At 51.4% G+C, this 13,448-nt stretch carries 12 protein-coding genes; all 12 read right to left on the reverse strand.

Translation table 11 applies throughout. The features are described from left to right. Positions 1 to 8: 8 nt before the first annotated feature. Positions 9 to 875, reverse strand: a complete 867-nt coding sequence (locus tag AAC007_RS04955; protein WP_339674956.1) for a septal ring lytic transglycosylase RlpA family protein — start codon at positions 873 to 875, stop codon at positions 9 to 11. Next, entirely contained in the window at positions 872 to 1,885 is a 1,014-nt protein-coding gene (gene mltB / locus AAC007_RS04960; protein ID WP_339675106.1) for a lytic murein transglycosylase B, read from the reverse strand. Before mltB ends, AAC007_RS04955 begins: the two co-directional genes overlap by 4 nt. A gap of 20 nt (positions 1,886 to 1,905) precedes the next feature. Then, on the reverse strand, positions 1,906 to 3,051 hold the full coding sequence (rodA, locus tag AAC007_RS04965) for a rod shape-determining protein RodA (RefSeq protein ID WP_219044568.1): 1,146 nt from the start codon (positions 3,049 to 3,051) through the stop codon (positions 1,906 to 1,908). After that, positions 3,044 to 4,951, reverse strand: coding sequence for a penicillin-binding protein 2 (mrdA, locus tag AAC007_RS04970; protein ID WP_219044567.1), 1,908 nt, complete (start codon positions 4,949 to 4,951; stop codon positions 3,044 to 3,046). The genes rodA and mrdA overlap by 8 nt, the downstream gene beginning before the upstream one ends. A gap of 12 nt (positions 4,952 to 4,963) precedes the next feature. Beyond that, the gene (rlmH, locus tag AAC007_RS04975; RefSeq protein WP_219044566.1) at positions 4,964 to 5,431 is read right to left on the reverse strand and encodes a 23S rRNA (pseudouridine(1915)-N(3))-methyltransferase RlmH; all 468 of its coding nucleotides are present in this window, start codon (positions 5,429 to 5,431) and stop codon (positions 4,964 to 4,966) included. Next, a complete protein-coding gene (gene rsfS, locus AAC007_RS04980) occupies positions 5,421 to 5,765 on the reverse strand; it encodes a ribosome silencing factor (protein ID WP_219044565.1) in 345 nt (114 codons plus the stop codon). Before rsfS ends, rlmH begins: the two co-directional genes overlap by 11 nt. Continuing rightward, on the reverse strand, positions 5,765 to 6,466 hold the full coding sequence (nadD, locus tag AAC007_RS04985) for a nicotinate-nucleotide adenylyltransferase (protein WP_339674957.1): 702 nt from the start codon (positions 6,464 to 6,466) through the stop codon (positions 5,765 to 5,767). Before nadD ends, rsfS begins: the two co-directional genes overlap by 1 nt. After that, positions 6,467 to 7,723 carry a glutamate-5-semialdehyde dehydrogenase gene (locus AAC007_RS04990; protein WP_339674958.1) on the reverse strand — a complete coding sequence of 419 codons (1,257 nt, stop codon included), beginning with the start codon at positions 7,721 to 7,723 and terminating at the stop codon, positions 6,467 to 6,469. It lies immediately after the preceding gene. A gap of 184 nt (positions 7,724 to 7,907) precedes the next feature. Continuing rightward, complete coding sequence (locus AAC007_RS04995; RefSeq protein WP_339674959.1) at positions 7,908 to 8,525, reverse strand: LON peptidase substrate-binding domain-containing protein; 618 nt, start codon at positions 8,523 to 8,525, stop codon at positions 7,908 to 7,910. Further along, a complete protein-coding gene (locus tag AAC007_RS05000; RefSeq protein WP_339674962.1) occupies positions 8,525 to 11,062 on the reverse strand; it encodes an MMPL family transporter in 2,538 nt (845 codons plus the stop codon). Before AAC007_RS05000 ends, AAC007_RS04995 begins: the two co-directional genes overlap by 1 nt. A gap of 104 nt (positions 11,063 to 11,166) precedes the next feature. Further along, the gene (locus tag AAC007_RS05005) at positions 11,167 to 11,766 is read right to left on the reverse strand and encodes a flavin prenyltransferase UbiX (RefSeq protein WP_219044560.1); all 600 of its coding nucleotides are present in this window, start codon (positions 11,764 to 11,766) and stop codon (positions 11,167 to 11,169) included. Then, on the reverse strand, positions 11,763 to 13,145 hold the full coding sequence (gene mpl / locus AAC007_RS05010; protein ID WP_339674964.1) for a UDP-N-acetylmuramate:L-alanyl-gamma-D-glutamyl-meso-diaminopimelate ligase: 1,383 nt from the start codon (positions 13,143 to 13,145) through the stop codon (positions 11,763 to 11,765). The genes AAC007_RS05005 and mpl overlap by 4 nt, the downstream gene beginning before the upstream one ends. Positions 13,146 to 13,448 lie beyond the last annotated feature (303 nt).

Genomic DNA, 13,448 nt, shown 5'->3' on the forward strand with positions numbered 1-13,448 from the left:
CGTTAACTTTAGGAGTCACCGGCTTCGACCACTAAATGGGAGTCACCGGCCCATTGTTGCTGTAATACTTTTTTTGCCGCCTGCGCAGATGAATAATCTACAAACGGGCCCACTCTGACACGATGCATTGCTGAGCCGCTAATACCACTAGTGGCAATCACGACCGGAAACGTCAAACCAGCGCTTAATTGCTTTTGTAAGGCATTGGCCGAGTCCAATTGAGAAAAGGCGGCCACCTGCAAATAATAACGCGCCGCCTCTCCACTAGCGACCGCATAGCTATTATCCGTATCAATGACCTCAATTTCCACCCGCGCAGTTCCACGCTCCGCATAACCCAGCTTTACTGCTGCGGCATAGGACAAATCAATGATGCGATCTGAGTGAAAGGGTCCGCGGTCATTCACGCGCACAACCGCCGTTTTACCATTGTCTAAATTCGTCACTTTGACATAAACCGGAATAGGCAGTGTGCGATGGGCCGCACTCATTTCGTAGAGGCTGTATGTCTCGCCGTTAGACGTGGCATGACCGTGAAATTTAGTGCCATACCAAGACGCAATACCGCGCTGTTTAAATCCGCGGTATTGTTCAATCAACTGATACTCTTTGCCGTTCACAATATAGGGGCTAATATTCCCGGCGACTCGCAATACTTCATGACGAGGCTGTGCGTCTACAATCGTATTGGGATCCAATTTTTGAAGCGGTGCGCCATCCCTCTCAAACTGGTAGCGGGACTTACCGCTGCCACTGGGCGGCACTTTATTACCGCCAGTTACAACCGGATTTTTCTCGCCTTGCTCAACAGGAGCCAACGGCGCGCACGCCGTCAGTAGCAGTAACGCCGCCACCGCTAAAACACGAAGCGTCAAGGTGTCGTCACCTTTTGCATGTCAGCAGCAATTAGCTCACTTAGCTGGTACGCCGCCATGGCATACATTGCACTGTGATTGTAGCGAGTGATCACATAAAAATTCTGCAAGCCAAGCCAATACTCGTCGCCCTTCTCGCCCTCTAGTTTCATGGCCGTTGCCTTCTGACTAGGCTCGAGCACACGATCACTGCCGATACCGGCCTTATCCAGTTGAGCAAGTGTTTTCTCAGGCTTAAGTCCTGCGTTAAACAAACTTTGATCAACGTCGCCTTTTAACACCGCACTACTCACCACTGGCTGCCCATAACGCCAGCCGTGACGCTTGAAGTAATTTGCGACGCTACCGATGGCATCTACTTTGTTATTTACAATATCAACCTGGCCATCACCGTCGAAATCAACGGCATAAGCGCGGTAGCTACTGGGAATAAACTGGCCGAAGCCCATGGCACCGGCATAGGAGCCCTTCAGGCTAAATGGCTCAAAACCCTGTTCGCGAACCATTAACATGTATTCTTCTAACTGACCGAGAAAGAATGTAGCCCGGCGTGGAAAATCAAAGCCCAAGGTTGCCAATGCATCCACTACGCGGTAGCTACCGGTATTTCGGCCATAGCGGGTTTCAACACCGATAATGCCGACAATCATTGAGGCGGGAACGCCAAATTCCTTTTCAGCGCGAGCCAGTGCCTCGCGATGCTCCGTCCAGAATTCAACCCCCTGAGTGACGCGAGAGTCTTGTATGAAAATATTCCGGTAGCGACCCCAAGTCATAACCGACTCTGCCGGCCGAGACATGGCATCTAATATCGACTGTTTAGGCTCTGCCTGCTTCAAAATGGCCAGCACCCAGTCACGGTCAAAATTATGTTTTTCAACCATGGTTTTAACAAATGCCGCCGCCCCAGGATGACTGCTATAGTCAGCGTGCGCTGCAGTGGAAATTAGAAGCGCAGCAGCCGCGCCACAAAACAACTTTTTAAGGGCGTTTCTTTGCTTATTTTGTATTTTCACGTCATGTCCTATCATTATTGATGCACCAAACGATCATCAGCGCAAATACCCATCAAAATTCCAAACCCCACTAATAATGTTACTAGCGAAGTACCACCTTGGCTAACCAATGGCAGGGGGACACCCACCACAGGGAGTAAACCTGACACCATGCCCATATTTACGAATACATAGACAAAGAAAGTAAGAATAATACTCCCGCCTAATAGACGACCGAAACAATGTTTTGCCTGCGACGCGATCCAAAGTCCTCGACTGATGATCAAGCCATAGAGCAACAATAACAACAATACCCCCCGCAAACCGAATTCTTCAGCTAAAACAGCGATAATGAAATCGGTATGACTTTCCGGCAAAAAATCCAAATGTGACTGGGTTCCTAACATCCAGCCTTTACCGTCAAAACCGCCGGAGCCAATGGCTGTTTTAGACTGAATAATATTCCAACCGGCACCCAATTTATCTAGCTCAGGATTAAGTAGCGTCAAAATTCGTTGGCGCTGGTAATCATGGAGTACGAACTCCCACATCGGATACGCGGCCATGGCAAGCAAGCCCAAACACGACGCAATAAACGTCCAACTGATACCCGCCAAAAACAACACGAAAATACCTGAGGTCGCGATTAGTATTGAGGTGCCCAAATCCGGCTGCATAACAATTAACACCGTGGGCAACAATATCAACAGCAAACTCACCAATGTGTGGCGAATACCTGGCGGCAGGGGATGGATAGACAAATACCATGCAACCGCCATAGGCAAAACTAATTTTGTAATTTCCGATGGCTGAAAGCGAAAGCCGCCCACACCCAGCCAGCGTTGAGCACCTTTAGCACCTACCCCAACAAAGTCCACCGCCAGCAGTAGAATCAAGACCCCGATATAGGCGAAGGGCGCCCAACGCTGCAGTTGATCTGGATGTACCTGTGCAACCAGAATCATGAACACAAAGGCTACCGACAAAAAACGCCCCTGGCGCAACACTGTCGCCATGCTGCCGTCACTCGCACTGTAGAGCACCGTCAAGCCAACGCCACTTAAAATAAGTAATAAAATGAGCAGAGGAATATCAATACGCAAGCGCTGGCTAATACTACGATGGCTAGCCATGCTGCGGCTGTCACCGGGCATTTGCCGCAAAAAATCAGAATTATTCATTTACTTCTGCCCCCGCGACACTATCCAAAACCAGAGCACTACCCTCCGCGCCTGGTACGACGGCCGGCGACGGTCGACCCAATAAATACGCATCTATAACCTTGCGCGCGGCCGGCCCAGCCACGCTGCCGCCATGCTCACCGTTTTCAATAACTACTGCCACCGAAATTTTTGGATCGTCAGCCGGTGCAAAGGCAATAAATAAGGCATGATCACGGTTGCGGGCGTTGATTGCATTTGAATCATATTTTTCGCCCGCGGCGATCCCCACAACTTGAGCTGTTCCACTTTTTGCCGCCATGCGGTAAGTCAATCCCGCCTTTAAACCGCGACCGGTTCCCTGTGAACTATTCACCACCTGCTCCATAGAGCGAGTAATGGCATCCCAGTGCGCACTTGAGACATCTTCAATTTTACCCAAAAGAGGTGCAGCAACAGGCGCATCGCCGACCGACGACAACAGACGGGGTACACGCAACTCCCCTTTCGACGCAAGAACCGACGTCGCAACCGCTAACTGCAGAGGCGTAGTGAGCATAAATCCCTGTCCGATACCGACGTTAACCGTTTCACCAGGATACCAATGCCCACCCCGGCTCGTCTCTTTCCATTGCCGCGAAGGCATCAAACCTGCGCGCTCATTGGTGTTATCGATACCAGTGACATCACCCAGTCCAAAACGAGTGCCAAAGCTGTGCAGGCGATCAATACCCAATTTATAGGCCAGGTCGTAAAAGTACACGTCACATGACTGCACCACAGCTTGTTCTAAATTGACTGAGGCGCCATGCCCCCCGCGTTTCCAGTCGCGATAACGACGGCTGTCGTCGGGCAAGCTAAACCAACCCGGATCGGCAACACGAGTCGCTGGCGTCACAGTCCCGTAATATAAGCCCGCCAAGCCCCATATTGGCTTTATGGTCGACGCAGGAGGATATTGGCCCTGTAAAGCGCGGTTGTAGAGTGGTAAATCAGGATCATTCTGCAATCTATTATAATCTGTCGAACTAATCCCATTCACAAATAGATTGGTATCGTATCCCGGCGCACTTACCATCGCGATGATACCGCCAGTATTAGGCTCCATCGCAACAATCGCGCCGCGCTGCCCCTTTAATGCCTCGTAAGCAACTTCTTGCACATAAGCGTCGACATTTAAGGTGATGTCACCACCCGGCTGCGGGTCATGCCGCTCCAATACCCGGAGAATACGACCATGGGCATTACTTTCCACGTTTTGATAGCCAACGGTGCCGTGCAGCAGTTCTTCATAGTATTTTTCTAGACCGATTTTACCGATGTGGTGAGTACCACTGTAATTTACCGGATCTATAACATCTAATTCACGCTCGCTAATGCGACCAACATAACCCAGCACATGAGCAAACAGCTCCCCCTGCGGATAGTGACGCACCAATTGCGCATCAATCTCCACCCCCGGCACGCGGTGGCGGTTTACTGCGAGCTTGGCGATATCCTCATCACTGACTCGAAATTTCAGAGGCACAGCCTCATAGGGTCGACGGCGACTCAAGCGCTTGCGAAATTGCTCAATATCATCTTCGCTGAGGGGAATAATTTCATTAATAATCGCCAAGGTTTCATCCAGTGACTCCAGACGCTCTTTAACAACCGTCAGGGTATAACTTGGAATATTCTCGGCTAGCAACAAGCCATTGCGATCAAAGATGAGTCCGCGTTTTGGTGCTATGGGTAATAGTTGAATGCGATTGCGATCAGACTGGGTTTTGTAAATAGCGTAGTCTGCAATTTGTAATTGCGAGTAGCGCCAAACCAATACCATCGTCATCGTCATCAAAATTAAAATTGATAAGGTAACCCGGTGACGATAAACGCGACGTTCGTAAAAGGTATTTTTAAGCTGCTGGCGTCGGGGCATATTACTCAGCCATTAGCGATGGTAGGGATGATTATTAAGGATGGTCCACGCCCGATACAATTGCTCGGCAAAAATCACTCGGACCAAGGGGTGCGGCAAGGTCATTGCCGACAGGGACCACTTCTGTCTCGCCAAGCTCAAACAGGTATCACTTAAGCCATCGGGGCCGCCGACTAAAATGCTGACGTTGTCGCCGTCCATTTGCCAATTTCGTAACGCCTCCGACAAACTTTCCGTGCTGACTGGTTTCCCCAGTACATCAAGGGCGATAACACGATCACCGACGGGAATGGCAGCAACCATGGCCTCACCCTCTTGGGCAATTGCACGGCGAATATCGGTGTTTTTGCCCCGTTTAGGCAGAGGCAATTCCTTAACCTCAAAATTAATTTCCGCCGGAAGGCGCTTGCGATACTCAGCGATCCCCTCTTCAACCCAGGCCGGCATTTTAGTGCCGATACAGATCAGACTAACTCTCATCAGTGCCCAGCACAGGTACTTGCCATAAACGCTCAAGGTCATAGAACAAGCGCGCTTCGGGCAGCATTACATGGACAACCACATCACCAAAATCCACCAGCACCCAATCACCGGTATTTTCACCCTCAATACCCAGCGGCACGATCCCGCGCTTCTTTACTTCAACCCAGACATTATTTGCCAGTGACTTTACGTGGCGGTTAGACGTGCCACTGCACACCACCATAAAGTCGGTAACGCCGCTCATCTCACGCACGTCTAAGGTCACAATATCGCGACCTTTTATTTCTTCAAGCGAGTCAATAACCAGCTTCTTTAGTTGTTCAGCATCCATCAAGCAGGAATTCCTATGTCTTTCACTGTGTATAAACCGTGTTCAGCGATATAGTCCGCGACAATGTCGGGAACAAGGTAACGAATCGACCTGCCGGAGGCCAGCCGCTGCCTAATATCTGTTGCCGAAATCGGCAATTGAATTAGACCTAACTCATAAAAACCACCGGCGGTCTTCGCCGTTAAACCACTGGCCTCGACAACCCGTCGCGCCTCAACAAACTCAGTCACTTCTACATTGGCAGCCAAGGGATGCTCTGCGCGGTGCAATAACAATACATTCGCCAAACTGAACAGGGACTGCCAATCCTGCCAGCGGTGCAACTGGTTAAAAGCATCACTGCCCATCACCACGGTTAATGACACCAGGGAACCTAATTCAAGGCGCAAATCACGCAAGGTATCCACGGTGTAAGATGGCCCATCGCGCAATAATTCTCGGCCGTCTGTTTTCAAGCCAGAAACACCGTCTATCGCCGCATCAACCATCGCCAAGCGCTGACGACTTTCTGCGCCGGGCTCACCGCGCAACGGGGGACGATGGCTCGGCAGTAAACGCAATTCGTCGACGCCAAGCGCCTCTTTAATTTCAATCGCCGATCGCAGATGACCATTGTGAATCGGGTCAAACGTGCCGCCAAAAATAGCGACAGAACGCTCTGAGTCAGTGACTTCTATTACTGGCGTCGACATCTCAATCATTTAGACACGTATATGTCCATCGCCCAACACTATATATTTCTGCGAAGTTAGCCCCTCTAAGCCCACTGGCCCACGAGCGTGAATTTTGTCGGTCGAAATTCCAATTTCAGCGCCCAGCCCATACTCAAAACCATCGGCAAAGCGGGTTGAGGCATTGATCATCACCGAGCTGGAATCCACCTCTCTAAGAAAGCGACGACCGCTAGTGTAATTCTCAGTGACGATGGACTCAGTGTGCCCAGAACTAAATTGGGCAATATGGTCCATAGCCTGCTCTAAGCCAGACACCACCCGAATCGATAAAATCGGTGCGAGGTATTCTGTTGCCCAATCCTCATCCGTCGCCTCTGCGGCACCCATTAAAATCTGCCGCGTGCGACGACAGCCGCGCAACTCAACGCCCTTTTCAATCATGGCGTCTGCAATTCTAGGTAATAACTCCTCGGCGCGACTCTCAGCCACCAGCAGTGTTTCCATGGTATTGCAGGTGCCGTAGCGATGGGTTTTCGCGTTCAAGGCAATCGCAAATGCCTTTTCAGCGTCAGCGGCGTCGTCGATATACACATGACATATGCCGTCGAGATGTTTAATCACGGTGACGGTAGCATCGCGGGCAATCCGTTCGATAAGCCCTTTACCGCCTCGTGGCACCACCACATCGACATATTCTGGCATGGTAATTAACTCACCCACCGCAGCGCGGTCGGTTGTCTCTAATACCTGAACCGCCGTCTCTGGCAGACCCGCCGCAGCCAAACCTTCGCGAATGCACGCCGCTAGAGCCTGATTAGAATGAATTGCCTCGGAGCCACCGCGCAAAATTGCCGCATTGCCAGACTTCAAACACAGGCTCGCCGCCTCCAAAGTCACATTGGGGCGCGACTCATAAATAATACCGACAACACCGAGTGGCACCCGCATTTTGCCGACTTGGATTCCGCTGGGCCGATAATTCATATCGCTAATGGCGCCAACGGGATCCGCCAACGCGGCCACCTGGGTCAAGCCTTCAATAATGCCATCGATGCCTTTGTCATTTAACGCCAGCCTATCCATCAGCGCAGGCTCCAAACCATTGGCTTCGCCTGCGGCGAGGTCTTTGGCATTAGCGGCTAGAATCGCTTCGCGATGCGCGTCCACCGCAGTTGCCATAGCCAGGAGGGCGCGATTTTTAACTCCGCTATCCGCTGCCGCAACTGCTCGCGATGCCTGTCGAGCTTGACGCCCCAACTGGCTCATATACTGTTTAATGTCCATCGACTCGGTCTTCTCCACACCTTACGTCACTTAACGCAGGAAATTATTCGCCACTGCCGCCTCGGCATGGTGCCAACAAAAACGACAAGCCCAGCACCGTGATGTCACTGAGGATAAAAAGACGGCTAGTATAACGGATTGGAAATGGTCTCACTATCGACAATATGCCCTGCTTGGCTTAAGGCTAACTGGCCAAGCCGTCGAGAACATCGTGAAGTGCGTCTAAACGCAGCAATGGCTCATCGATACTCAACAATTGATAAGACTGTTCTTCTGGCAGCGGCAGCAATTGGGCGAGGCGATTAGCTAGGGCGCCGGCCTCATCGACGTCGATCTCCATACCCAAACGCTGAACATGGGGGTGTTCGCCCAATTGTTTAAGCAGGTCGTGAAGCTCTTCGCTGCGCGGCGGCAATTGCCTATCTTCCAGCTCCGGCAACCATTCGACATCCCCTATATATAAACCGCTAGGAGCTTGCTTCGCATCGCTGATCCGAAACCGGCGGCCGCCCTCAACGACTACGCCCAGCAAGCCATCGGGGAGTTGATCCCAGTCGGCTATCCTTGCCTCAGTGCCAATCAGCGCCAAACTGGCCGGCTTCTCTCCAGGTGACATTACCTCTTTGCCACCTTCTGGCATCCATACGATGCCGAAACTTCCCTGGGCGCGAAGGGTATCGCGCACCAAATCTAAGTAGCGGCGCTCAAAAATTCGCAGCCCCATCCGACCACCGGGAAAGAGCACGGTACGCAACGGGAATAGCGGCAATTCAGTGCCCTTGAGCGCAGCGGCATTCGCCATTAAGCCTTCGCTCCCGCCTCTGGTCCCAGTGGTTTAAGCAGCAAAATGAGTTTTGGCAACAACAACATCGCTCCCAATAATGCTGCAACCATCGCAAGGCCCGTCAGCAATCCAAAATAAATGCTGGGTGTAAAGTTAGACAGAGCCAAGATTGAAAAACCAAACACAATGATAATCGAGGTGTAATACATCGCCTTACCAATACTGGCGTGACTGCGATACATAGCCGCGAGATAATTTTGATCCTGAGCAAACTCTGCCTTAAAACGGTGAACATAGTGAATGGTGTCATCCACACCAATCCCCACCGTAATAGCCGCAATCGTGATCGTCATCATATCCAGCGGAATACCCGCCAAACCCATACCACCCAAAACCGCGCCCGCTGCCAATAAATTGGGCGTCAAGGCAATAAACGCCATACTTAGGGAACGGAATAACACAACGAACATCGCCAGAATGGCAACAAACACCGCACTCAGGGTCATGATCTGTGAGGTAAACAAGCTTTGCAGCATATTGTTATACAGCACCAACATACCGGTGAGGTGAACCTGCTCAGGCTCAAAACCAAGCTCATCAATTAAGTGCGCGCGAACGTCAGTGAGTAGCTGTTGGCGATGCAAGGTGCGACTGGTTTCTTTCACCCGCACACTAATACGAACCTGATCGACATCAGCGGATAAATACGGATCAACCAATATCGAGGTAATCGACTCGGGGAGCGAGCGCGCTGCCAAGGCCAATTGCAAATCATCAACATTGCCCATCACAATCTGCATAACCTCGTAAAAGGTAGCTAAGGATAAGACCTTACCGGTCTCAGGCAGACTATCTACATAGTCATGGACGGACTGAATTCGCTGCAAGCCAGCAACCGTAAACCATTCGCTTTGCGGTGCGCCACCGCCACCACCAAAGTCGTCGCCACCGAAATCATCGTCAAAGTCGTCGCTAAAGTCATCGGCAAAATCATTACTGAAATCGTCTTCTGCAGCAGGCTTGACCGCCACTGGCTTCGCTTTGGGTAGATCTAAAATAATATCCAGCGGGATGGTGCCACCCAGCTCTGCATCAATCGTCTCCATACCCTGATAAATTTCAGTGGTGTCATGAAAATAGTCAATAAAACGGTTCTCAACTTTTAGCTGCGTAATGCCCCATACACTAAGTAACAGCAAGCCCGCTGACACGACCAAAATCGTCTTACCGAAGTGCTCAGTCGCGGCGGCAAAATAGCGGGTAAAGGTTGCTGAATCGTCTTTACTGCCTTGCTCTGCGCGGGGCTTTAACAACATCAATACGCAGGGCAATACAATAAATGTCATTGCTAACGCAGCAAGTACACCGATCGTCATCATCCAGCCAAAATCAATAACGGGGCGAATGCCGCTAACTACCAGGGACGCAAACGCCACCAAGGTCGTCAACGAGGTATAGATACATGGGCGCAACATCACCCCCACTGTTTCCGACACCAAAGTGAAGCGGTCTGCGTCAGGCTGGGCTATGGCGTACTCGCGGAATCGAACCACTAAGTGAATGGTTATGGACAGGGTGAGGATTAACAACAAGGCGACAAAATTGGCGGAGATTACCGTCAGGCGCCAATCTAAAAAGCTTAGCAACCCCAACATAAACACCACAGTTAAAACGCAGGTCGACAGCGGCAGTAACACCCAGCGCCAGCTGCGGAAAATGGCGACCAGCAGCACAACAATAAACAACAGAATGCCGGCGCCAAACACCCGCAAATCGCTTTTAACAAAGTCGATCATATCGACTGCAATCATGGGTACGCCGCCAAGGAAAACCGTCGCATCGCCGCGATAGTCCTTCACGATATCGCGCGCTTGAGCGACTAGTTCCGCCTGCTGCTCATGCACTTGCGCGGTGTAATCTGCGAAGGTTTCCTCAAGCGTTGCAAGCTCGGCGCGCTCGGCCTCACTTAAGGAGTCGTTTGCCTCTTTCTCCCGCAGCGAATCGCGCTCATTAAGCAGTGCAAAATAACGCTCATCCCGCTCTAAGTTAACCTGTATTGCCGTGGTACTGCCATCGGTACTGGTTAACAGTGACTTGTATATTGGGCTGTTTGCCAACTCCTGCTTTACCAGCTCGATGTCGATATCCGGCGAGCGCAATGTGGGAATCTCACCTGCGGTAACTTGGTTTATCGACACGCGCGGGCTTTGTAAGAGGGGAACATCTAAAATCGAATTCACCGAGGACACATTCGGCAACAGGGCCAAGCGCCCACGCAACTCATCAAGGGTTTTTAACTGCGCTGGCGCAAAGAGATCGCCGTTAGGCTGATAGGTAACAAGTAAAAAATCTTCTGAGCCGTAGCGTTTACTAATCACACGATAGTATTCAAGTGAGGTATCACCCTCTAATACCAAAGCATCCGCCGAGGCGTCCAATTTCATAGATGGAATATATGTCGCCAGCCAAGCAACGCACGCCAGCAACAGCACCATCACCCAGAAAGCATTTTTTAAAACAATGCGTTGATACAATGAAAACAGCACCGCGCCCATGCCAAGCCCTCGATAAACTATATATATTGCCGGATTGGAACTATCCGATTCTTGTGTTAATTAAGTCCGCCACCCTAGCGACGGATAAAACTTGATACTCGATATTATTCACCCCAGCGCGGCACCAACCTTTGCGCCACACCGAGATGATCGAGAATACGTGCCACTACAAAATCTACTAAGTCAGCCACACTTTGCGGCTGCCGATAAAACCCAGGTGACGCCGGCATAATGGTCGCGCCCATCTGGGTAAGACTCAACATGTGCTGCAAATGAATTGCCGACAGCGGCATTTCCCGTGGCACCAGAATGAGCTGGCGACGCTCTTTGAGCGCAACATCCGCCGCGCGTTCAATTAAATTATTGCTTGCACCGCAAGCAATCGCAGACAGTGTACCTGTGCTCGCGGGGCACACCACCATCGACGACGGCGCACCACTGCCAGACGCCACTGGCGCCATCCAATCTTCTGGGCCGTGCACTTTTAGCTGTTCAGGTGTGCAAGAAAAACGTTCGCACAAGTAGCGCTGTAACAGACTGGGACGCGCTGGCAGCGCTTCGTCGGTCTCGGTAGCCACAACCAGTAAGGCGGCTTTCGAGATCATAAAGTGCACTTCGCAGCCAGCAGCAAGTAGACACTCTAGCAAGCGCAAACCATATTGCGCGCCCGACGCACCGGTCATCGCCAGTGTTACGGCCCTCATTCGCCCTGCCCCCAGCGTTGGCGCAAGGCCTTCAAAATCCGCTGGTGTACACCGGAAAACCCACCATTACTCATAATCACCAAATGATCACCATCCTTTAATGACGCGACCAACTCACTCACAGTGCGATCAAGATCCGTGCTTAAACGTGCCGGTGTCGCACTACCTGCTATTACCGAATCTAAGGACCAATCCAAGCCAGGGGGCTGATACCAGATCACCTCGTCGGCACAGCTTGTGGCCGGCGCCAAACGATCTTTATACACTCCCATACGCATAGTATTGGATCGCGGTTCTATCAACGCGACAATCCGCCCCTTAGTCACTCGGCCGCGCAAGCCCTCAAGGGTTGTGGCAATGGCCGTTGGGTGGTGGGCAAAATCATCGTAAACCGCAATGCCGGCGACCGTATCTAACAGCTCCATGCGACGTTTTACCCCGCGAAACTGGCAAAGCGCAGCTATACCGTCTTTTGGCTGAACACCGATATGATGCGCGGCAGCGAGTGCAGCAAGGGCGTTGTTTACATTGTGCTCGCCGGTATGGGACCAGCTAACACGTCCCTGCAAAATCCCGCGATAGAGCACATCGAAACTTGAAAAATCATCGCTAAGTACGTCGGCCTGCCACTCCGCAAGCTGCCCCACATGGCTACTCACGCGTTCAACTTCGCTCCAACAGCCCATCTTTAATACGGCTTCCAGGGCCGGCTCAGCGGCTGGTACAACAATGCGACCAATGGCCGGCACGGTTCTCACTAAGTGATGAAATTGCCGCTGAATCGCCGCCAAATCGTCAAAGATATCAGCGTGATCAAACTCAAGATTATTGAGAATAGCGGTATAAGGACGGTAGTGAACAAACTTTGAACGCTTATCAAAAAAGGCACTGTCGTATTCATCAGCTTCAATGACGAAGAAATCTGAGCCACCCAGGCGGGCAGACAAACCAAAGTCTCCCGGAACGCCACCGATCAAGAAACCCGGCTGAAAACCGCAGTCTTCCAGCACCCACGCCAGCATGCTGCTGGTAGTTGTTTTGCCATGAGTACCCGCGCAAGCCAAGACCCAGCGGCTTTGCAAAATATGATCGCTCAACCATTGCGGGCCAGAGGTATAAGGAATCCCGCGGTTGAGCACGTGCTCTACTGCCGGATTGCCCCGCGACATGGCATTGCCAATAATAACTAAATCGGGCTCGGGAGACAGGTGCGCTGGATCATAGCCTTCCATCAGGGTGATTCCCTGAGACTCCAGCTGTGTACTCATTGGCGGATAAACATTGGCATCCGAGCCGGTAACGGTGTGACCCAATTCTCGGGCGAGGATCGCCAAGCCGCCCATAAACGTACCGCAAATACCCAAAATATGTAGGTGCATAGAATAAAAACGCCACACAGAAAATTCTGTGTGGCATGGTATCACCGCTATCGCGCCAGCTCTACGCTAACGCAATACGAGCTGCGGGCAATTGCAATTAAGCCATGGTGGCCGCGAGCCGATATAAAATGCACTTCCAATAGCTACCTCACATGCAAAACCGGACGATGTAATGATTACAGCGATACCGGGCTTCACTGCACTATCGAGCCAAAGCCAGTTAAACCAAGTATCTACACGACCTTGCAGCAAATGAGGGCCACATCCCAAAACGCACCGACCGCAATTGCTCTACAACACCCA

This window comes from uncultured Zhongshania sp. (assembly GCF_963975605.1).
GTDB classification, from domain to species: Bacteria; Pseudomonadota; Gammaproteobacteria; order Pseudomonadales; family Spongiibacteraceae; genus Spongiibacter; species Spongiibacter aquimaris.